The organism is Thauera sp. ZXT1-4 (genome assembly GCF_052598215.2).
This window is the reverse complement of the sequence record NZ_JBQWSN020000028.1, coordinates 1-21,261: the sequence shown is the minus strand read 5'-3', so window position 1 is coordinate 21,261 and position 21,261 is coordinate 1. Positions and strand designations below refer to the sequence as shown.

The following is a 21,261-nucleotide window of genomic DNA, read 5'->3' as shown; positions in this document are numbered from 1 at the left end:
GCAATGACCCCATCCAATTCCTCCAATCCGAACGAAGCGCTGATTCTGGGCGCCGTCCGCACCCCCTTCGGCCGCCGCGGCGGGGCGCTGCGCGAGACCCGCCCGGACGAACTGCTCGCCACCGCCATCGGCGGCGTGCTGGCGCGCACCGGACTGCCGGCCGATAAGGTCGGCGACGTGCTGGCCGGCTGCGTCAGCCAGGCCGGCGAGCAGGGCGCCAACATCGCCCGCCAGGCGCTGTTGATCGCCGGGCTGCCGGCTGAGGTGCCGGGCGTGTCGATGAACCGCATGTGCGGCTCCAGCCAGTTCGCCACCCATGCCGCTTCGCAGGCGGTGGCTGCGGGCGACCTCGAGTTTGCCATCGGTTGCGGCGTCGAGAGCATGAGCCGGGTGCCGATGTTCCTCGATCTGACCCTGGGGCAGGGCGACTTCCGTGGCTTCGACAATCTGCATCCGAAGATCCTCGCGCGCTTCGCCATTCCGCATCAGGTCGAGAGCGCCGAGCGCATCGCCGACCAGTGGCAGATCTCGCGTGCCGAGATGGATGACTACGCGATGGAAAGCCACTGCCGTGCCGAGGCGGCGCGCGCGGCCGGCCTGCACACCGAGATCCTGCCGGTGGCGGGTGTGGACAAGGAGGGTGGCACGATCACGCTGGCGCACGACGAAGGCATCCGTGCGGTGATCGATGTCGAGCGCATGCGCGCCATGCAGCCGGTGTTCCGCCAGCCGGGCGAGGGCGGCGTGACTGCGGCCAACGCCAGCCAGATGTCCGACGGCGCGGCCGCGGTGCTGGTCGGTCGGCGCGCGGCGGCCGATGCGCTGGGCATCCGGCCGCGCGCGCGCTTCCGCGCCCGCGTCGCGGTCGGTTCGGACCCTGTGATGCAGCTCACCGGGGTGATCCCGGCGGCGCGCCGCGCGCTGGAGATGGCCGGGCTGTCGATCCGCGACATGGACTGGATCGAGGTCAACGAGGCTTTCGCCAGCGTGGCCCTGTGCTTCATGCGCGAGTTCGCGCCGGACATGGACCGTTTCAACCCCTGGGGCGGCGCGATCGCCCACGGCCACCCGCTGGGCGGCACCGGCGCCGGCCTGATGGCCAAGATGCTCGCAGGCCTCGAGCAGCGCGACGGCCGCTTCGGCCTGCAGGTCATGTGCGTCGGCCACGGCATGGCCACCGCAACCATCATCGAACGCATCTGAGACACAGGGAGCACACGCAATGAAGATCGCAAACTCGGTATTCCTCGTCACCGGCGGCGCCTCGGGCCTGGGCGCCGCCACCGCGCGCATGGTGGTCGAAGGCGGCGGCAAGGTGGTGCTTGCCGATCTCAATGAAGAGGCGGGCAAGGCGCTCGCGGCGGAGCTGGGCGCAGCGGCCTGCTTCGTGCGCACCGACGTCACCGACGAGGCGTCGACGCAGGCAGCGGTCGATGCCGCGGTGACGGGCTTCGGCGGCCTGCACGGTCTGGTGTGCTGCGCCGGCGTGGCGCCGGGCGAAAAGGTCGTGGGCAAGGAAGGCCCGCACCGCCTCGACAGTTTCATGCGCGGGGTGACGATCAACCTTGTCGGCACCTTCAACCCGATCCGCCTCGCCGCCGACGCCATGAGCAAGGCCGCGCCGAACGAGGAGGGCGAGCGCGGCGTGATCGTCACCACCGCCTCGGTCGCCGCCTTCGACGGCCAGATCGGCCAGGCGGCCTACTCGGCGTCCAAGGCCGGCGTGGTCGGCATGACGCTGCCGATCGCGCGCGAGCTGGCGCGCTACGGCATCCGCGTCATGAGCATCGCGCCCGGCATCTTCGAGACGCCGATGCTGCGCGGGCTGCCACAGCAGGTGCAGGATTCGCTCGGCCAGATGGTGCCTTTCCCCTCGCGCCTGGGTCGTTCCAGCGAATACGCGCAGCTGGTGAAGTCGATCTGCGAGAACCCGATGTTGAACGGCGAGGTCATCCGCCTGGACGGTGCGATCCGCATGGCGGCCAAGTAAGCTGCGTGTTCGAGTTGCGCATTTCGCTTTCCATCCTGCTCGCTGTTTCGCTCCCCCTCTTCTCCCGGTAGGGCCTCGCCCCTGAGGCAGGCGCGGCCACGTGTGTCTGTGCGGGCGCGGGCGTGCGGGCCGGGGCGTGTCGGGTCAGGGGGTGGGCGAGGGGTGTGGCGGGGGGGGGGTGCCCGGCGATGGCGCATCGCGTATCCTCGTCCGCATACGCAAAGAATGTACTCAAGGAGATTATGCCGATGTCTGATTCCACCGCTGCCGATTCATCCGTGCGCCTCGAGCGTGAGGGCGGGATTGCCTTCATCACCCTTGACCGTCCGGCCTCGCGCAACAGCCTCGATCTCGCGATGGGGCTCGCCTTGCGCGATGCCGTGCGCGCCTTGCAAGCGGAGCCGCCACGGGCGGTCGTGCTGCGCAGCAGCGGCGCACATTTCATGGTCGGTGGCGATGTGCGCCGTTTCGATGCCCTGCTGCAGGACTCGCAGCAGGAATGCGCCGAGGAGATCGGGTGCCTGATCGATGCGGTGCACGAGGCGGTTGCGGGCCTCACGAGACTGCCGTGCCCGGTCATCGGCCTGGTGGCCGGCTCGGCGGCGGGTTTCGGCATGTCGCTGGCGATCGCCTGTGACATTCTGGTTGCGGCCGACGATGCGCGCTTCGTGTTTGCCTACAGCGCGATCGGCACCACGCCGGACGGCGGGGCGAGTTGGCATCTCTCGCGCCGAGTGGGGCTGCAGCGCGCGCTGGCGATCGCGTTGCTCAATCCGCAGATCGATGCCGCACAGGCGAAGGATATCGGCCTGGTGGCCGAGGTCGTGCCGGTGGCGCAGCTGCAGGACAGCGGGCTCGCCATGGCGCGCCGCCTCGCAGACGGGCCGGCGGCAGCGCAGGCCGGAATCAAGCGATTGCTGCGGTCGGGGCTGAACAGCGACTTCGCGGGTGCGCTTGATGCGGAGAAGGCGAGCTTTCTCGCCATGTCGGCAAATGCGGACTTCGGCGAGGGCGTGCGCGCCTTCTGCGAGCGGCGTCCGGCGCGCTGGCAGGGCCGATAGCAGGGCCGATCGCGGCGCTTGCCGCGCGGGGCCTCTTTTGCGGCACAATCAGGACGCTTTCGATACCTTTTGAGGTGGCGCCATGGCTCTTGATTCCTTTCTGCTCCTCCTGCACGTGACCGGCGTCGTCGTCTGGGTGGGCGGCATGTTCTTTGCCTATGTCTGCCTGCGTCCGGAGGCAGCCAGCCAGCTCGAGCCGCCGCCGCGCCTGCGGCTGTGGCGCGGGGTGCTTGCGCGCTTCTTTGTCTGGGTGTGGGTGTCGGTCGTGGCCGTGCTCGCGAGCGGGCTCGCATTGATCCTGGGCTATGGTTTTGCTGCGGCACCGCTCTACCAGCACCTGATGCTCCTGATGGGCCTGGTGATGATCGCCATCTACGCCTTCGTCTTCTTCGTTCCGTATGCAGGCCTGAAGCAGGCCGTCGCAACGGAGGAATGGAAATCGGGCGGCGCGGCGCTCGGGCGCATCCGTCAGCTTGTCGGGACCAACCTGACCCTGGGCCTGCTGACCATCGCGATGGCGACACTCGGCCGCTGGCTGGTTTGAGCATTCCGTGTTGACCGTTCGGATGCATCCGGGCGCGGGCGAGCGCCTGCCCTGGTAGCGGGTGGCTGGGTCCGCGAGCCACGGGGGGGCGGCGATGCGCACGGGCGCGATGTCGCAGCACGATTTCAGGAGAAACGATGAACGCACACGAACAGGAACGCATGTGGTCTTCGCGCTTTCGCGACGCGGGCGAGGACTATGTATTCGGCACCACCCCAAACCGTTTTCTGGCAGCGCAATCGGCCTTGCTGGCTTCCGGCGCCAATGCGCTTTCGGTGGCCGATGGCGAGGGGCGCAATGCGGTGTGGCTGGCCGAGCAGGGCCTGCAGGTGACGGCGACCGAGATCTCGCCGGTGGCGCTGGAGAAGGCGCGCAAGCTCGCGGCTGGCCGTCACGTCGAGGTCGACTTCGTGCTTGCGGATGCGGTTGCTTGGGCGTATCCGGAGGCCGCGTTTGATTTCGTGGTGGCGATCTTCATCCAGTTCGCCACGCCGGCGCAGCGCGCGAGCATCTTTGCGGGCATGGTTCGCGCGCTCAAGCCGGGCGGCCATCTGATCCTGCAGGGCTATACGCCGAAGCAACTCGAGTTCCGTACCGGCGGGCCGTCGGCGGTCGACCATCTGTACACCGCGGACATGCTGCGCGAAGCCTTCGGCGCGCTCGAGATCCTGCATCTGCAGGAATACGAGGACGTGCTCGATGAAGGGGTCGGCCACAAGGGGCATTCGGCCTTGGTAGGCCTGGTCGCGCGCAAACCGGCTGCGTGAGCGGAGAAGCACGATGACGGGTATCCGGGCAATCGTGAGTGGACACAGCCGCGGGCTGGGTGCGGCGATTGCGGCGGAACTGCTCGAACGCGGTGTTCCGGTGCTTGGGCTGGCGCGGCAGGGGAATGCCGCCCTGGCGGTGGCGCACGGCGGGCAGCTCGCCGAGGTGGCGCTTGATCTGGCCGATACCGAAGCCCTCGCAGCCTGGCTTGCGGCGGGCGGGCTCGCCGGTTGGCTGGGTGATGCAGATGAAGCGCTACTGATAAACAATGCCGGCACCCTGCAGCCGATGGGGCCTTTGCCGCTGCAGGACCCGGCAGCGGTGGCGCACGCCGTGGCGATAAACGTGGCGGCGCCGCTGATGCTGGCGGCGGCTTTCGCACAGGCGGACGGGATTCGGGAGCGGCGCGTGCTGCACGTGTCGAGCGGCGCAGCGCGCGCCGCCTATTCGGGCTGGAGCGTGTATTGCGCCACCAAGGCGGCACTTGACCACCATGCGCGTGCGGTCCAGATGGATGCCACGCCCGGGCTGCGCATCTGCGCGCTGGCGCCGGGCGTCATCGACACCGACATGCAGGGCGAGATCCGTGCGATCGCCCCCGAGCGCTTTCCCATGCGGGAGCGCTTCGTCGACCTGAAGCGCAGCGGCAGCCTGGTGGCCCCCGAGGCGTGTGCGATGCATCTGGTGGATTTCATGCTCGACGCGGATTTCGGCCGTTCGCCGGTCGCCGATCTGCGCGACCTGATGCAGTGAGCGCCGGCCCCGTCGAGCCACGGGCTGGGTTGCCCCCGGATGCGGAGCCCGCGCTGCCCGTATCGGCGGCGCCGGGTGGGCGCGGCAGCCGGCTCAAGCGACTGAAATGGCGCGGACTGCGTCTGATGGTGTGGCTGCGCCGCCACCCCTGGCTGGTGGCGAGCTTCGGCTTCGTTTCCGGTGTGCTCAGCTTCCTTCTCGTCGAACGTCATGAGGGCGTGGCGAGGGTGATGGCGGTAGCGATGCTGGCGGGTTGGTTGCTGCTGGTATTGGAGCGCGTGCTCGATCGCGCGCTGAAACGGCGCTTCGGCTTCGGTGTGCCCGCCGCGCTGGTGCGCTACCTGACGCAGTTCACGCACCAGGAGAGCCTGTTTTTTGCGCTGCCTTTCTTCGTCGCCAGTACCTCCTGGAACAGCGGTCAGGCGATGTTCACCGCCGCGCTTGGGGTGATGGCGCTGGTAGCGATCATCGATCCGCTGTACTACGGGCGCTTGGCGAAGCGACGCTGGCTTTTCCTGAGCTATCACACGCTGACCCTGTTCGCGCTGCTGCTGGTGGTGTTGCCGCTGGTGCTGCAGGTCCCGGCGATGGCGAGCTATCAGGCAGCGCTCGCGGTTGCCGTGGTGCTGTCGTTTCCGACCTTGGCGGGCGCGGTCACCATGCCACGCTGGTGGCGCGGACTGCTGGTGCTGGTCTTGCTGGTGGCCCTAGGCCTCGCCGGATGGCTGGCGCGCCTGTGGGTGCCGCCTGCCACCCTGCGGCTGACCCAGGTGGCGGTCAGCACGGCCATGGATGTCGAGCAACGGGCGCCAGCGCAGAGCCTGCGGGCGCTGGATGCCGCGCACCTGCGCGAGGCAGGCCTCTACGCCTACACTGCAATCCGCGCGCCGCTGGGGCTCACGGAGCGGGTGAGTCATGTCTGGCTGCACGAAGGGCGCGAGGTCGACCGCATCGAACTGGATGTGACCGGCGGACGAACCGACGGCTACCGCGCGTGGACGTACAAGCGCAACTTCCCGGATGATCCGCGCGGGCGCTGGCAAGTGCGCGTGCTCACTGCGGACGACCGCATGATCGGCACGCTCCGGTTTCGGGTCGACTGAGCTTCTGGACCGGGCGCGCCGGGTCGAGTGGGGGTCAGCAGATGCGTTCCCACAGGCTCTGCTCGTCCTCGAACTGGTCGAGCTCGAGGCCCTTGAAGTCGCTGCGCGAAATGATGCCGACCACCTTGCCGTCGACCGTCACCGGCAAGTGCCGGTAGCCGCCGTCGCACATCCTGTGCAGCGCGTCGATCGCCTTGCGGTCGGGTTCGATGGTGTCGGGGTCGCGGGTCATGACTTCGGACAGATGAACCGTCGCCGGGTCGCCACCATTGGCGATCACCTGCACCGCATCGCGGCCGGTGAAGATGCCCTTCAGGTGGGCCCTGGTGTCCGTTACCAGTACCGCGCCCACGCTGCGCTCGCACATTGCCTGGCACGCGCTCTGGACGGTATCCGTCGGACGCAGCATCAAGGGGTTCTGGTCCTTGACGATGAAAGAGATGTTTCGGTTCGTCATGTCGCCCTCCGTTGTGCTGGTGTGTGAATTTGTACTCATTTTATGGTCGATCGGGCTTGACCATGTTGACGTTCGTTAAGCTTTGCGCAGGGGTTTCGCCAGGCGTAATGCTGGCGGTCCCGGTGTGTCTGTCCGTGACGTGGGTGTCCCTGTGTCATGTGACGCATCCGTGCCTGCGAGCGGCTTCATGGGTGTGGAGCCAGGGTGTAGTCTTGCACCATGAATGCACAGAATGACGACCATCCCGCCCTGCCGCCGCCGCAAGAGGGGGATGCCTTCCCGCTCAGGCTGCGCCGCGTGGCAGTGGATACCTACCGCGAAAACGTCGCCTACCTGCACCGGGACTGCGAGATCTACCGCGCTGAAGGTTTCCAGGCACTGTCCAAGGTCGAGGTGCGCGCCAATGGCCGGCGTGTCCTCGCCACGCTCAATGTGGTGGACGATCCGCGCATCGTGCGCTGCCATGAGGTCGGGCTGTCGATCGACGCCTTTGCGCAGATGGGGGTCGAGAATGGGCACCCGGCGATGATTGCGCAGGCCGAGCCGCCGACCTCCATCCCTGCGCTGCACCGCAAGATCGCCGGTGAGCGGCTCGCGCGGGATGACTTCCGTGCGATCGTGCGTGACATCGCCGAACATCGTTATTCGAAGATCGAGCTCACCGCCTTCGTGGTCGCGACCAACCAGGGCGAACTCGACCGCGAGGAGGTGTATTTCCTCACCGAGGCGATGGCGGCGGTGGGGCACCGCATCGACTGGCAGGAGCGGCCGGTGGTGGACAAGCACTGCATCGGTGGCATCCCGGGCAACCGGACCTCGATGCTGGTGGTGCCGATCGTCGCCGCGCACGGCATGCTGTGCCCGAAGACCTCCTCGCGCGCGATCACCTCGCCGGCGGGCACGGCCGACACCATGGAGGTGCTGGCGCAGGTCGAGCTTCCGGTGGAGCGCCTGAACGAGATCGTGCGCGAGCACCGCGGCTGCCTCGCCTGGGGCGGCACGGCCAAGCTCTCGCCGGCCGACGACGTGCTGATCTCGGTCGAGCGCCCGCTGTCGATCGATTCGCCCGGGCAGATGGTCGCTTCCATCCTGTCCAAGAAGGTAGCCGCCGGATCGACCCATCTGGTGCTCGACATTCCGGTGGGACCAAGCGCGAAGGTGCGCTCGATGCCGGAGGCGCAGAAGCTGCGCAAGCTGTTCGAGTTTGTCGCCACGCGCATGGGCCTGACCATCGACGTGGTGATCACCGACGGCCGCCAGCCGATCGGCAACGGCATCGGCCCGGTGCTCGAGGCGCGCGACGTGATGCAGGTGCTGGAGAACGATCCGCGTGCGCCCAACGATCTGCGCCAGAAGGCGCTGCGCCTCGCGGGGCGCATGCTGGAGTTCGATCCGGACGTGCGTGGGGGGGACGGCTTCGCCATTGCGCGCGACATTCTGGACTCGGGGCGCGCGCTGGCGAAGATGGACGCCATCGTCCGCGCGCAGGGCGGCAAGGCCTTCGATCACAACGCGCCGCAACTCGCCCGCCTCGCATTCGACGTGCTGGCCGAGGCGGATGGGGTGATCACCGGCATCGACAACCTGCAGCTCGCGCGCATTGCCCGTCTGGCAGGCGCGCCCAAGATGCTCGCTTCGGGCGTGGATCTGCTGAAGAAGCTCGGAGATCCGGTGCAGAAGGGGGAGGCACTCTACAGGGTCCATGCCGATTACCCGTCCGACCTCGACTTTGCCCGCCAGGCGAGCGCTCGCGCCAGCGGCTATGCGATCGGTGGCGCGGAGGAAGTGCCGCATCTGTTCGTGGAGTTCTGAGCCCCCAGTCGCGCGGGTGTGAATTCCTTCGCAGACGAGGCCCGGATCAACTTTCGGCGCGGGAGGGACCCGGGTAGGCTTTTACCGATGAAGAACAACACGCCCCTCCTGCTGCATTTCGAGGACGAGACGGATGAAGCCGCCCGGCTGGCGCGCGCCGCCGGCCTGGACGCAGCACTGATCGAACGCCACCGCTTTCCGGATGACGAGTTGCGGTTGAGGCTGCCTCCGTCGCTGCCGCAGCATGTCGTGCTCTTTCGCAGCCTGCACCGCCCCAACGAGAAGCTGCTGGAGTTGCTGCTGGTCGCGCGCAGTGCCGGGAAGCTGGGTGCCGCGCATATCAGCCTGGTCGCGCCCTATCTGGCCTACATGCGCCAGGACAAGGCCTTCCGTCCGGGCGAGGTGGTCAGCCAGCGCATCGTGGGTGAATTCCTGGCCGGGCTTTTCGATGCGGTGATTACCGTCGACCCGCACCTGCACCGCGTCGATACCCTGACCGAGGCGATCCCCGCCCCACACGCGATCGCGCTTTCGGGTGCCGGCCTGCTTGCGGACATCGCCGTGCAGCGTCGGGAGCGCCCGCTGCTCGTCGGTCCTGACGCCGAATCGCGCCAGTGGATCGAGACCGCAGCCGGACGGCATGGTCTTGACAGTATCGTGTGCAGCAAGATTCGCCGTGGCGACCATGATGTTGTGATTGCGCTGCCCGCGGGCGCCGAGGTAGCAGGGCGTGCCGTGATCCTGCTCGATGACGTGGCGAGCTCGGGTCAGACGCTTGCCCGCGCTGCGGTCCTGCTGCGCGAGGCCGGTGCACGCTCGGTCGACGTGGCGGTCACGCATGCGCTCTTTGCGCAAGGCGCGCTCGAGGCCATTCACAACGCTGGGGTTGGCGAGATCTGGAGCACCGATTGCATCGTGCACCCGAGCAATGCGGTACAGGTTGCGCCGTTGCTCGCCGAGGCCTTGCGCGCCATTCTTCCCGCCTGATCCGCCCGCGGGCCGCTGTGCCACGACGGGCGGGTCGTTTCTCGTTTTTGCTGCCCGCAAAGCCTTTCCAAGCATTTTTCATGCCGCGCGACTTGCGCGACCGATGACGTGATCAAGCCTTAGTGCTAGCATCGCGGCTGGTACGGCAGCGGTCTGTGGTCGATTCGTGGCTTGGCGTCGCTGCGTACCACAACGAAAATAAACGGGGAGGCGCGTGGAACAATCGGTCAGGACCGTGGTGTTCGCCGATCTTACGGGAAGCACCGGACTGTTTGAATCTGCAGGCAATGTCGCGGCGACACAGATCGTCACGCGTTGCACGCATGTGCTCGGCCGTCATCTCGCCTGTGCTGGCGGTCAGGTGGTCAAGTATCTCGGTGACGGGGTGCTGGTGCTGTTTGACGACCCGGTCGCGGCGGTACAGGCCGGCGCGCGCATGCAGGAAGTCCTGCGCGAGCTGACGGCGGTCGAGTTGCAGCGCGGCCCGCTGGGCGTGAAGACGGGCATCGACCGGGGCGCCATCGTGGAACACGACGGTGACTGCTACGGCGACGCGGTGAACGTGGCCGCCCGCCTCAGCGACCGTGCCGAGGCGGGGGAGACGCTGATCAGCGAGTCCGTTTTCTCCTGCTTGCCGGACCCCGTTCGCTTGGCCTGTCACAGCCTCGACCGCATTACCATCAAGGGCAAGGCCGAGCCAGTGCGGGTCTGGCGCGTCGATTTCTCGCGCACTGCCGAAACGACCTTGACCGCGCTGCTCGGCTTTCAGGGGCTGATCGATGCGGGGCGGCCGATCCGCCGTGTTGACCTGGCACGGCTCGATCAGCACATCGAACTGCACGACGACGAAGCGCCCCTGATCATCGGGCGCGGAGACGGCGCGGGTTTCTCGATCGACGATCCGCGCGTGTCGCGCCGTCATGCGCGCATCGAATGGGCGGCCGGCCAGTGCCTGCTTACCGACTTCAGCAGCAACGGCAGCTGGGTACGGTTCGCCGGCACCTGCGCCCCCGTGGTGCTGCGCCGCGACAGCTGCACCCTCTATGGCGAGGGCGAGATCGGAGTGGGGGCGACCCCGGACGATTTTACCGCCCCTACGCTGAGCTTCCGCGTCATCGACGAGGGCTGATCCGCCCTGCTGCGCGGTCGAGGCGCCCGCCTCTCCAACGACAAGAACCGGACCGACGCATTGTGAATCGCCTGACCGCCCCCTGCTTCATTGCTTCCCGCCTCGTTGCGCCTTTCCTGCTACTCCTTGCCGTAACGGTCCATGCCGCGGACGAATCCGGCGTGGGTTCGCTTGATGCCCGGCCCCTGGCTGAGCTCGCGAGTTACCCGGAGTTCCGCGCTCCGGCGCAGGTGGTCGCCCGGGAGGAAGCGCGCATCGCCGCGGAAGTTGCCGCGCGTGTCGTCGACATGCCGGTGCGCGAGGGGGAGGCGATCGCGCGCGGCAAGCTGCTGGTGCAACTGGACGACGCTGCCTACCGTATCGAGCTTGACCGTGTGCGTGCCCAACTGGCCCTGATCGACAGCCGGATCAGCCTCGCGCGCGCCCAGCTCGACCAGGCGCGTGCGCTGGCGCAGCGCGACTTCATCAGCGCCGACGGGTTACGCATCCGCGAAACCGAGCTGGGCGTGCTCGAGCGCGAGCGCGACGCGGCGCTCGCCGCCCGGGCGGCGGCCGAGCTCGCCTTGGCGCGCACGCGCATCGTCGCGCCTTTCGATGGGGTGGTGCGCGAGCGCCGGGTGGCCGTGGGCGAGTTGGCGGCGGTGGGTGCGCCTCTGCTGGTGTTCGCCGCGACGGGCGATGCCGAGGTGCGCGCGCAAGTGCCCTCCATGCACATCGACAGCTTGCGCGCCGCCCCGGAATGGACGCTGGCGGCGGGCGGGCGCGAGCACGCCCTGCAGTTGCAGCGCATATCGCCGCTGCTGGATGTGGCTGGCCAGACCCGCGAGGCGATCTTCCGCGGCGATGCGGAACTGTCGCCCGGGTTGGGTGGGGAGTTGCGCTGGCGCAGCGGTACGCCGCATCTGCCGGCGGGCTTCGTGCAGGAGCGCAAGGGTGCGCTGGGGGCCTGGGTGATGCAGGACGGGGTGCCGGTGTTCAGGGTGCTGCCGCAGGCACAGGCGGGACGTGCCGTGGCGGTCGACTGGGCGGGCGACACGCTGATCGTCGATGAAGGGCGCTTCGCGCTCGGGCTGGATGCGCAGACTGCTGGCGCTGGTGCGTCCGGAGGCGCGCAGTGAGCGCCTTCTACCGCAAGCTGATCGACAATCATCCGCTGGCCAACATCGCCTTCGTGATGGTGCTGCTCGGCGGGTTGCTCAGCTATCTGGCCATGCCGAGGGCGCAGGATCCGGAGATCAACTTCAACTGGGTCAGCATCATCACCGCGCTGCCGGGCGCCTCGGCGGAGGATGTGGAGCGTGAGCTCACCGGCCCGCTCGAGGATGCGATCAAGCAGGTCAAGGATGTGCGCTTCGCATCCTCTTCGAGCCGCGAGGGGGTGTCGTCCATCCTGGTGCGCTTCGAGGAGCTGTCCGAGCGCCGCTTCGACAAGCGCGTCAATGACCTGCGGCGTGAGATCCAGAACAAGGCGTCGGCCGAGCTGCCGCCGGACGCTACCGACCCGGTGGTCATGGAGATCACCAGTTCGAATGGTTTTCCGACGGCGATCATGGTGCTGCATGGCGCTGGCGGTGAACGCCTGCGGCGCGCCGGCTTCGTGATGAAGAAGGAGCTCGAGGCGCTGGAGGGGGTGGACCAGGTGATCACCGCCGGCTTCGAGGAGCCGCAGCTGCAGGTCGATTTCGATCCGGCGCGGGTGGCCGCAGCCGGCCTGTCGCCGGTGCAGGTGTCCGATGCGGTGGCTGCGTGGTTCCGCAATACGCTCGGCGGTCGCGTGCGCGTGCAGGACCGCGAGTGGCTGGTGCGCATGGAGGGCAAGACGCCTGACCCGGAAACCCTGGCAGGCGCAGCCGTCATCACGCCAGGAGGCCGTGTGGCGCTGGACGAGATCGCAAGCGTTGCACGTGGCCAGGAGCGCGCGAGCCAGTTGGTCATCTACAACGGCCAGCCCGCGGTGATGCTGTCCGTCACCAAGCAACCCGACGCCAACACCTTGGAGCTGGTGGAGCGCCTGCAGGCTTTCGCTGGCGCGCGCAATCCGTTGCTCGCCGGCCAGGGGGTACAGCTGACCCTGATCGATGATCAGACCCACGCGACCCGTAGCGCGATCGGCGTGATGGAGTCGAACGCACTCTTCGGCCTCGGTGCGGTGCTGCTGATGTGCTGGATCTTCCTCGGCTCGCGCCTGGCGCTGCTCGTGGGGCTGGGGGTGCCGTTTTCGCTTGCGGGCACCTTCATCGGCGTCGATCTGATCGGTTCGACCCTCAACCTCACCGTTCTGCTCGGGGTGGTGATCGCGCTCGGCATGCTGGTGGACGACGCGGTGGTGATCGTGGAAGCCATCTACTACCGCCTGCAGCGTGGCGAGGCGCCGCAGGAGGCGGTGGTGGGCGGGGTGCGTGAGGTGGGGCTGCCGGTGATCGCCTCGGTGCTCACCACGATTGCTGCATTCCTGCCGTTGATGCTGCTGCCCGGCATCCTCGGCAGCTTCATGTTCGTCGTGCCCTTCGTGGTCACGGTGGGCTTGCTGGTGAGCCTGGCCGAGGCGTTCTGGATCCTGCCCACCCACGTTCTTGCCTTGGGCCTGCAGCCCTCTGCTCGGCGCACCCGTGCGCAGGTATTGCGCGAGCGCTTCACGCACTGGCTGCGGGTGAAGTACGCGCGTGCGCTGGTGGCAGTGCTTCGCCGGCGCCGGATCGGCATGGCCGTGCTCGTGCTGCTCATGGTGGGGGCCGGTGCGGCGGTGGCGGGTGGCCTGGTGAAGGTGCAGTTCTTCGCTTTCGATTCGATGCGCTTCTTCTATGTCAGCGTGGACATGCCCGCCGGGGTCCGTCCCGAGCGGACCCTGGCCGAGGCCGAGCGCGCCGCCCGCGTGCTGCAGGAGGCGGTCGACCCGGCGGAGCTGCGGTCGATCGCCAGCTATTCGGGCCTCAAGTTCACCGACACCGAGCCGGTCTATGGCGACCAGTACGGGCAGGTGCTGGTAGCCCTTCTGCCACGCCACGGCGACATGCGCGAAACCGGCGAGATCATCGCCGCGGTGCGTCCGCGGATCGAGGCGCTGGAGGGTGAGGCGAAGTTTTCCTTCATGGAGATGAAGGGCGGCCCGCCGACCGCGAAGCCGATCTCGGTGAAGATGAAGTCTGACGACTACCCGCAGTTGCGCGCCGCCGCGGACGCGTTTCTTGCCGAGGTTGCGCTCCTGCCCGGGGTCAAGGACCTCATGGATGACGACGTGCCCGGCCGTGGCGAGATGCGCCTGCTGCTGAACCGCGAGAAGCTAGCCCGCGCAGGGGTGAATCCGGCCGAGGTCGCACGCCTGCTGCGCCTGTACGGGGAGGGTGAGATCGTCGCCACGACCCGCGAGGGCGGAGAGAAGATCGAGGTGGTCGTCCGTGCCCGTCCGGAAAACCTCAACGACGTCACCGAGTTGCTGCAGCGGGTGGTCCCGCTCGCCGATGGCCGCAGCGTGCAGTTGGGCGATCTGGTGGATCATGAGTTGCGCCTGTCCAAGGGCTACATCCGCCACTATCAGCTCACCCGCGCAATTACCGTTGAAGCCGATCTGGACAGGTCGCAGATCGACACCGTGGAGGCCAACGACCGGCTCAAGGCCGCGTGGGTGCGCATGCAGCCGGAGTTCCCTGGTGTGGAGCTTGATTTCTCGGGTGAACTCGAGGATATCGAGGAGAGCCTGGACGCAATGGGCAAGCTCTTCATGCTCGGCATTGGCCTGATCTACCTGATCCTCGCGACCCAGTTCCGCAGCTACTGGCAACCCTTGATCATCTTGGTAACGGTGCCGCTGGCCTTCACCGGTGTGGTGCTCGGGCTGCTGGTGTCGGGCAATCCGCTGTCGCTGTACACCCTGTACGGCGTGATCGCGCTCACCGGAATCGCAGTGAATTCGGCGATCGTGCTGATCGACGCAGCCAACGAGCGTCGTGCGGCGGGCATGAGCGTGCAGCATGCAGCGATCTACGCCGCGCGCCGGCGCGTGGTGCCGATCCTGATCACCACCACCACCACCATTGGTGGGCTGCTGTCGCTTGCGATCGGGCTGGGGGGCAAGTCGCTGATGTGGGGTCCGGTGGCGGCGAGCATCGTGTGGGGCCTGGGTTTTTCCACGGTCCTGACCCTTTTCGCCATTCCGCTGGTGTATCGCATGGCGATGGAGCGCGGCGGCCGCTAGAATGCCGCGCTCGGGTCGAGGCGCAGGCGTTCGGCCGCTGCGCATAACACCGGATCCGCTGTAATGGACGCCTTTCTCGTTTCCACCGCCATCGTCGCGCTCGCTGAAATCGGCGACAAGACGCAGTTGCTCGCCTTCATCCTCGCCGCCCGGTTTCGCAGACCATGGCCGATCGTGCTCGGCATTCTGGTCGCGACCCTCGCCAACCATGCCTTCGCTGCCGCGGTCGGTACCTGGCTGACCACGCTGATGGGGCCGCACACCCTGCGCTGGGTGCTCGGCCTGTCCTTTCTCGCGATGGCGGTGTGGACCCTGATCCCCGACAAGCTCGATGAAGAGGACGCCCGGCTTCCGCGCTTCGGGGTGTTCGGAACGACGCTGATCGCCTTCTTCCTTGCCGAGATGGGCGACAAGACCCAGGTGGCCACGGTGGCGCTGGCGGCGCAGTACCAGGCCATGCTTGCAGTGGTGATCGGCACAACGCTTGGCATGATGATCGCCAACGTGCCGGCAGTGCTGCTTGGCGACCGAATCGCCCAGCGCATGCCGGTGAAGCTGGTGCATGGGATTGCAGCGGCGATCTTCCTCGGGCTGGGGATCGCGACCCTTGCGGGCGCCGGCGAGTCGCTCGGTTTCTGACCCTTTCGTACCCCCTTTCGTGACCCCTTTCGCGCACGGCGGCGCCGATGCACGACGCCTGCTATGCTAGAGCGCTTTTGCAGTCAGCCCTCATGGAATCCACCTTCCGTAGCGGCGCCCGCGAGGGCATGCGCGACTTTCTGCCACTTTCGGTCGGACTCGTGCCCTGGGCGATGGTCACCGGCATTGCAATGCGCTCGATCGGCTTGTCACCGCTCGAGGCCATGGGCATGAATCTGCTCGTGTATGCCGGGACCGCCCAACTCGGCACGCTGCCGCTGATCGGCAGCGGTGCGCCGCTGTGGCTGATCTTCCTTACTGCGCTGGTGCTCAACCTGCGCTTCATCATCTTCAGTGCCACGCTGGCACCGGCTTTCCACGGCCATCCTTTCATGCGCCGGCTGGCTTCGAGCTACCTGCTCGTCGACGGCATGTTCGCGGTCGGTGCCGACAAGCTGCGGCGCGCGCAAGATCCGGATTGGCGCTGGGGTTACTACATTGTTCCTTCCATCTACTGCTGGATGCTGTGGCAGTGCAGCACCCTGATCGGGGTGCTGGGCGCGGGCGTCATCCCGCAGGGCTGGTCACTGGAGTTCATGACCACGATCGCGCTGATGGTGATGATGGTGCCGATGCTGCGGGAGCGTCCGATGTGGGTGGCGGGGCTGGTGGGCGGGCTGGGCGCGGTGCTGCTGCGTGACCTGCCGCTGCGCCTGGGCTTGATCGCAGGCATCGCGCTCGGCATCGCCGCCGGCTTTGCCGCTGAACGCATGCTGGCGGGGCGGGCTGCGCGATGATCGAGGGCGTGATGAGCGAAGGCCTGTGGCTGTGGCTGACCCTGCTTGCGATCGGCTCGACCACCGTCCTGACCCGCGGCAGCTTCATCCTCGCCGGAGAGAAGGGTCGCCTGCCGCCGGCCCTGCAGCGCGCCCTGCGCTATGCGCCGGCGGCGGCGCTGTCGGCACTGGTGATGCCCGACCTGCTGCTCGATGGGGGCGTGTTCGATCCGCTCAATCCCAAGCTCGCTGCGGGGGCGCTGGTGATCCTGCTCGCGCTGCGCTCGCGCAACCCCTGGCTGCCCTTCATCCTGGGCATGGCGGTGCTGCTGCTGATGAGGAAAGGGCTGGGCTGGTAGCTTGCGCTACCCGCACCAGCCCCTTGGCTGCGGGCGGATCCGGAGTTCGAAGCCCCGTCGATCCGCGGCCTTGCCGGCGGCTTACTCGATGGCCGAGGCGGACTTGGCGAGTTCGCGCAGGGCGAATTTCTGGATCTTGCCGGTGGAGGTCTTGGGCAGGACGCAGAACTCGATGTGCTTGGGCACCTTGAAGCGGGCGAGATGCTCGCGGCAGTGGGCGATGATGTCCTCCGCGGTTACGCCGGCGCCTTCCTTGACCTCGATGTAGGCCGCCGGGACTTCACCCCACTTTTCGTCGGGGCGCGCGACCACGGCCGCGGTCATCACCGCCGGGTGGCGGTAGAGCACATCCTCGACCTCGAGCGAGGAGATGTTCTCACCGCCCGAGATGATCACGTCCTTGGAGCGGTCCTTGATCTTCACATAGCCGTCCGGGTGCAGCACGGCCAGGTCGCCGGTGTGGAACCAGCCGCCGGCGAAGGACTCCTGCGTGGCCTTCTCGTTCTTCAGGTAGCCCTTCATGACGAGGTTGCCGCGGAACATGATCTCGCCCATGGTTTCGCCGTCGGCGGGTACCTGCTCCATGGTGACCGGGTCGAGTACTGTCATCGCCTGCTGCATGTGATAGGGCACCCCCTGGCGGCCGTTGCGCTCGGCGCGGCGGTCGATGGGCAGCGCATCCCACTCGGGGTGCTTGGCGCACACGGCGGCTGGGCCATAGGTCTCGGTGAGGCCATAGACGTGGGTGATGTCGAAGCCCACGCGCTCGGCGCCTTCGATGATCGCGGCCGGGGGCGCGGCACCGGCGATGAGGCCGGCGATGCTGTGCTCGATGCCCGCGCGCAGGCCGTCGGGGGCGTTGATGAGCATGCCGTAGACGATGGGCGCGCCGCACATGTTGGTGACCTTGTGGCGACGGATGAGCTCGTAGATGAGGGCGGGGTCGACCTTGCGCAGGCAGACATTGACGCCGGCGTTGGCCGCCATGGTCCAGGGGAAGCACCAGCCGTTGCAGTGGAACATCGGCAGCGTCCACAGGTACACGGCGTGCGGCTGCATGCCCCAGCTGATGATGTTGGAGGCAGCGTTGAGGTAGGCGCCGCGGTGGTGATAGACCACGCCCTTGGGGTTGCCGGTGGTGCCGGAGGTGTAGTTGAGCGAGATTGCGTCCCACTCGTCCTCGGGCATCTGCCAGGCGTAGTTCGGGTCACCGCCGGCAAGGAATTCCTCGTACTCGATGCCGCCGACGCAGTCCTTGCCCGGGTATTCGTCGTCGAGCGCGTCGATGACGAGCGGCTTGTCGCCTTCGAGCAGTTCGAGCGCGGCGCGGATTACGCCGGCGAACTCGGGGTCCGTGATCAGCACCTTCGCTTCGCCGTGCTGGAGCATGAAGGCAATCGCCTCCGCGTCGAGCCGGGTGTTCAGGGTGTTGAGCACGGCGCCGGTCATCGGTACGCCGAAGTGGGCTTCGACCATGGGCGGCACGTTGGGCAGCATGACGGCGACGGTGTCGCCCTTCTTCACGCCGTGGGCGACCAGCGCACTGGCCAGGCGGCGGCAGCGCGTGTAGGTTTCGGACCAAGTGTAGCTGCGGCTGCCATGCACGACGCTGGTGCGCGTCGGGTACACCATGGCGGAGCGCTCGATGAAGCTCAGCGGGGATAGTGCTACATAGTTGGCCCGGTTCTTGTCCAGACCTTTTTCGTATGCGTTTTGCGACATGCTTTCCTCTCCCATCTACGGACAAAGCTTGCAGGCATGGAGTGGGCGCACCCGCTCGGGCGCGTCTTTCCCATACCGGCAAGTATGGAGGATGGCGCAGCAATTGTCTCGGGTTTTGCTACGGGTTTACCCGTTCAGGCGAGCTCTACCCAGACATGGCGTGCCACCTCGTGTTCGATCGCCAGTTCCACGTGTTCGCATAGCAACACGGTCATTGGGTGCTGCTGCAGTACGCGCACTGCATGCGCTGCGGACAGTCCGTAGGCGTGCAGTTGTTCTCGCTGCAGGGGGTCGATCTCGTCGCCGAAGTCTGCAACGCGGACCATGCGGCCGACAGGGGTGCCGAGCAGCCGGATGCGCTCGTGCGTGGGGGCGTGGGTCGCGTTCATGCTCGAGTCCTCAGAAGATCAGGCGCAGGCCGTGGTTGAGCAGGCCGCCGATCAGGAAGGCGGTGGGGATGATCATCGCCAGCATCAGTGCGGCGACCTTCATGCCCTGTTCCTTGATGATCATCATCAGGCTGGCGATGCAGGGCACGAAGAGCGTGATCGTGACCATGCCGACCACTGCTTGCACCATCGACAGCTCGCCCTGCAGCGCGAACAGGCCGCTCGCGCCGAAGTCGCGGCGCAGGAAGCCCATCACGAAGGCGGCGCTCGCCTCCGGCGGAAGACCGAGCCAGCCCACCACCAGGGGCTTGCCGGCCTCGATGATCCAGGGCAGGGCGCCGACGCGATCCAGGGCGAACATGATCAGCGTGCCGATGAGGAAAAGGGGGATCACCTCGATCAGGTACCACTTCAGTCGCCCGCCGGTCTTCTTGAGCACGTTGCCCAGCACCGGCATGCGCATCGGCGGCAGTTCGGTGATCAAGGGCACGCGCCGTCCGGGCACGACCTTGCTTGCCAGCCAGCCAGTAAATAGCAGCACGCCGACGATCGCCAGCACCCAGATGACGGTGGCACCGAAGGAGATGCCGCCGAGCAGGCCGAGCACCACGCCCAGCTGCGCCGAGCACGGAATCGCCAACGCCATCAGGTAGATGGTGATCAGGCGCTCGCGCGGGGTGTGCAGGATGCGGGTGGTGAGCGTGGCCATGGTCACGCAGCCCAGGCCGAGCACCATCGGCAGCACCGCGCGGCCGTTGAGGCCGATCGCGGCGAACATGCGGTTGGCGATGACCGAGAGGCGAGAGAAGTAACCCGAGTCTTCCAGAATGCCGAAGGCGAGAAAGAAGGTGGTTACGATGGGCAGGATCAACGCCAGTGCGTAGGTCATGCCCATCGTCCAGAGCCCGTACTCGCCGACGAAGAGATCGGCGAGCCAAGGTGTGGAGATGTTGCGGGTGACGAAATCGGTGACGGCGGGGTTCAGTACCTCGCCGAAGAAATCCTCCTCCAGCAGCCCGACCAGGGTGCTGGCGCCGAAGTCGCCGACGAACAGATAGACGAGATAGAGCACGCCGAGCAGCATCGGCCAGCCCCATACACGGTGAACCGCGACCCGGCCGAGCAGCATCGACAGCGTACGATCCTTGCCGCTGGCCTGGCGGGAGACGGTGCGCGCGAGTGCCTCGGCGGCGGTGCTGCGCTCGCGTGCCAGCCGCGCGGGCAGCGAGTCGCGTCCGGTAGGGGCGGTGAGGTCGGCGATCGCCGCGCACACGGGTGCGCTGCCGGGCTGCGCCTCAAGCCAGGCACCCACTTCAGGATCCCTCCCGATGGCGAGGATCGCCAGCCCGCGCGCGGCTAGGCGCGGGTGCGGGCAGTGGGTGAGGATGAGTTGCTCGATGCCCGCGATCTGCTGTTCCAGCGCTTGGTCGTAACGCAGCAGCGCAGCGGGTGCGGCGGCCTTGGGTAGCGCATCGGTGAGGGCAGTCACGCCTTCGCCGCCGGTGGCCACGGTCGCCACCACAGGGATGGAGAGCGCCTCGGCGAGTGCACCCGTATCCACCGTCACGCCGCGCGCCTTTGCCTCGTCGGTCATGTTGAGCGCCATCACCATCGGCACGCCGAGTTCCGCGAGCAGCGCAGTGAGGTTGAGCGTGCGGCGCAGGTTCTTCGCGTCGCCGACCTGGATCAGCGTGCGCATGTCCTCGTTGAGCAGCGCACGCATGGTGGCGCGCTCGTCATCACTGCGCGAGGGCAGGGCGAGCACGCCCGGCGTGTCGAGCAGGGACGCGCCGCGGTCGAAGCGCGGGGTGGCGCGCGAGACCTCGACCGTGGTGCCGGGGTAGTTGGACACCGTGACGTAGGTGCCGGTGAGGCGGTGGAAGAGGACCGATTTGCCGACGTTGGGATGGCCGACGAGGGCGAGGACGGGAGAGGATGAAGCCGCGCTGGCGGCGAGGGCGTGATTCATGGCGCGCTAGTTGATGGTGATCCGCAAAATGATAATGGGTCGCACTTTTCCTCGTTCTGATCTCCGTCAAGCACGCCACAGCGAGCGAGATCTAGGTACCCCGTTCAAGGGGGTGCGCTGCGTCTGCTCCATGGACTTCCTGCGGCAGATTCCGGAATGCCTGAAAGCCGGCAGTGGAGGGTTGACCTCTCGGATATTAATAACAATAATGAGAACCGTTCGCACCAAGGAGATTGTCATGCATGATCCATCTGCGGAAGCCTCCCTCTTCGCCGGGCTGCTGTCCCATTTGGCGCGTTATCTGGACACGGGCTGTCCGCGTGCTGCGCACGAGGCCGGGGTGCTGTTGAGGGAGCTCGATACCCGCCCGATCGACCAGGAGCTGATCCGATCATGCGAACAACTCGAACAGGCAATTTTCAACCGCCCGCCGCCAGTTCCGGCGTGGGCGTCCGCCGCTGCGGGCGGGCGCGACAAGGCTTCGACTTCGAGGCCGCTTCGCTCGCGCTCTTCGCACGTCTGCGGCGTACAACCCTGATGCCAAAGGTATCCGAAGGGTAACCGTCCGAGCAACCCCGCCCCCCCGGCGGAGCCGGCGACTTCAGAGATCG

The 21,261-nt window shown here is 67.3% G+C and carries 20 protein-coding genes; 16 read left to right on the top strand and 4 right to left on the bottom strand.

Going from position 1 to position 21,261, the window contains the following annotated elements:
• The first annotated feature begins 3 nt into the window (after positions 1 to 3).
• The 7 genes from ACUH78_RS16030 (at position 4) to ACUH78_RS16000 (ending at position 6,219) form a co-directional block, all read left to right on the top strand.
• Positions 4 to 1,203, top strand: a complete 1,200-nt coding sequence (locus tag ACUH78_RS16030; protein WP_418363745.1) for a thiolase family protein — start codon at positions 4 to 6, stop codon at positions 1,201 to 1,203.
• Between the two features lie 19 nt (positions 1,204 to 1,222).
• On the top strand, positions 1,223 to 1,990 hold the full coding sequence (locus tag ACUH78_RS16025; protein WP_418363744.1) for a 3-hydroxyacyl-CoA dehydrogenase: 768 nt from the start codon (positions 1,223 to 1,225) through the stop codon (positions 1,988 to 1,990).
• A gap of 248 nt (positions 1,991 to 2,238) precedes the next feature.
• A complete protein-coding gene (locus tag ACUH78_RS16020) occupies positions 2,239 to 3,051 on the top strand; it encodes an enoyl-CoA hydratase/isomerase family protein (RefSeq protein WP_435751454.1) in 813 nt (270 codons plus the stop codon).
• 82 nt (positions 3,052 to 3,133) lie between these two features.
• Positions 3,134 to 3,595: a CopD family protein gene (locus tag ACUH78_RS16015; RefSeq protein WP_418363742.1), complete on the top strand. Its 462-nt coding sequence runs from the start codon at positions 3,134 to 3,136 to the stop codon at positions 3,593 to 3,595.
• A 137-nt stretch (positions 3,596 to 3,732) separates the two neighbouring features.
• Entirely contained in the window at positions 3,733 to 4,362 is a 630-nt protein-coding gene (locus ACUH78_RS16010; protein ID WP_418363741.1) for a class I SAM-dependent methyltransferase, read from the top strand.
• Positions 4,363 to 4,375: 13 nt separating this feature from the next.
• Positions 4,376 to 5,116, top strand: a complete 741-nt coding sequence (locus tag ACUH78_RS16005; protein WP_435751453.1) for an SDR family oxidoreductase — start codon at positions 4,376 to 4,378, stop codon at positions 5,114 to 5,116.
• Complete coding sequence (locus ACUH78_RS16000) at positions 5,113 to 6,219, top strand: DUF5924 family protein (RefSeq protein WP_435751452.1); 1,107 nt, start codon at positions 5,113 to 5,115, stop codon at positions 6,217 to 6,219. The genes ACUH78_RS16005 and ACUH78_RS16000 overlap by 4 nt, the downstream gene beginning before the upstream one ends.
• Positions 6,220 to 6,253: 34 nt before the next feature.
• On the opposite strand, the gene ACUH78_RS15995 is transcribed toward ACUH78_RS16000, so the two are convergent.
• Positions 6,254 to 6,676 (bottom strand): CBS domain-containing protein, encoded by a 423-nt coding sequence (locus tag ACUH78_RS15995; protein ID WP_418363738.1) that lies wholly within the window; start codon positions 6,674 to 6,676, stop codon positions 6,254 to 6,256.
• Positions 6,677 to 6,895: 219 nt separating this feature from the next.
• On the opposite strand from ACUH78_RS15995, the gene ACUH78_RS15990 reads away from it, so the two are divergent.
• The 8 genes from ACUH78_RS15990 to ACUH78_RS15955 all read left to right on the top strand — a co-directional run bounded on the left by ACUH78_RS15990 (position 6,896) and on the right by ACUH78_RS15955 (position 16,570).
• A complete protein-coding gene (locus ACUH78_RS15990) occupies positions 6,896 to 8,488 on the top strand; it encodes a thymidine phosphorylase family protein (protein ID WP_435751451.1) in 1,593 nt (530 codons plus the stop codon).
• 87 nt (positions 8,489 to 8,575) lie between these two features.
• Positions 8,576 to 9,475: a ribose-phosphate diphosphokinase gene (locus ACUH78_RS15985; RefSeq protein ID WP_445333987.1), complete on the top strand. Its 900-nt coding sequence runs from the start codon at positions 8,576 to 8,578 to the stop codon at positions 9,473 to 9,475.
• Between the two features lie 214 nt (positions 9,476 to 9,689).
• Complete coding sequence (locus ACUH78_RS15980; RefSeq protein ID WP_435750630.1) at positions 9,690 to 10,604, top strand: adenylate/guanylate cyclase domain-containing protein; 915 nt, start codon at positions 9,690 to 9,692, stop codon at positions 10,602 to 10,604.
• A gap of 62 nt (positions 10,605 to 10,666) precedes the next feature.
• Positions 10,667 to 11,722, top strand: a complete 1,056-nt coding sequence (locus ACUH78_RS15975; RefSeq protein WP_418363734.1) for an efflux RND transporter periplasmic adaptor subunit — start codon at positions 10,667 to 10,669, stop codon at positions 11,720 to 11,722.
• Positions 11,719 to 14,796, top strand: coding sequence for an efflux RND transporter permease subunit (locus ACUH78_RS15970; protein WP_445333986.1), 3,078 nt, complete (start codon positions 11,719 to 11,721; stop codon positions 14,794 to 14,796). Before ACUH78_RS15975 ends, ACUH78_RS15970 begins: the two co-directional genes overlap by 4 nt.
• A gap of 63 nt (positions 14,797 to 14,859) precedes the next feature.
• Complete coding sequence (locus ACUH78_RS15965; RefSeq protein ID WP_445333985.1) at positions 14,860 to 15,435, top strand: TMEM165/GDT1 family protein; 576 nt, start codon at positions 14,860 to 14,862, stop codon at positions 15,433 to 15,435.
• 92 nt (positions 15,436 to 15,527) lie between these two features.
• The gene (locus tag ACUH78_RS15960) at positions 15,528 to 16,232 is read left to right on the top strand and encodes an AzlC family ABC transporter permease (RefSeq protein ID WP_445333984.1); all 705 of its coding nucleotides are present in this window, start codon (positions 15,528 to 15,530) and stop codon (positions 16,230 to 16,232) included.
• Positions 16,233 to 16,243: 11 nt separating this feature from the next.
• Entirely contained in the window at positions 16,244 to 16,570 is a 327-nt protein-coding gene (locus ACUH78_RS15955) for a branched-chain amino acid transport AzlD family protein (RefSeq protein WP_445333983.1), read from the top strand.
• Between the two features lie 81 nt (positions 16,571 to 16,651).
• Here the strand turns inward: ACUH78_RS15955 and ACUH78_RS15950 are convergent, their stop codons facing one another.
• From ACUH78_RS15950 to feoB, 3 genes are all read right to left on the bottom strand, one after another.
• Positions 16,652 to 18,292: an acyl-CoA synthetase gene (locus ACUH78_RS15950; protein WP_435750634.1), complete on the bottom strand. Its 1,641-nt coding sequence runs from the start codon at positions 18,290 to 18,292 to the stop codon at positions 16,652 to 16,654.
• Positions 18,293 to 18,426: 134 nt separating this feature from the next.
• Positions 18,427 to 18,681: a ferrous iron transport protein A gene (locus ACUH78_RS15945; protein ID WP_418363728.1), complete on the bottom strand. Its 255-nt coding sequence runs from the start codon at positions 18,679 to 18,681 to the stop codon at positions 18,427 to 18,429.
• A gap of 10 nt (positions 18,682 to 18,691) precedes the next feature.
• A complete protein-coding gene (gene feoB / locus ACUH78_RS15940; protein WP_445333982.1) occupies positions 18,692 to 20,650 on the bottom strand; it encodes a ferrous iron transport protein B in 1,959 nt (652 codons plus the stop codon).
• A 238-nt stretch (positions 20,651 to 20,888) separates the two neighbouring features.
• Between feoB and ACUH78_RS15935 the strand changes: the two genes are divergently transcribed.
• Positions 20,889 to 21,188, top strand: coding sequence for a hypothetical protein (locus ACUH78_RS15935; RefSeq protein WP_445333981.1), 300 nt, complete (start codon positions 20,889 to 20,891; stop codon positions 21,186 to 21,188).
• Positions 21,189 to 21,261 lie beyond the last annotated feature (73 nt).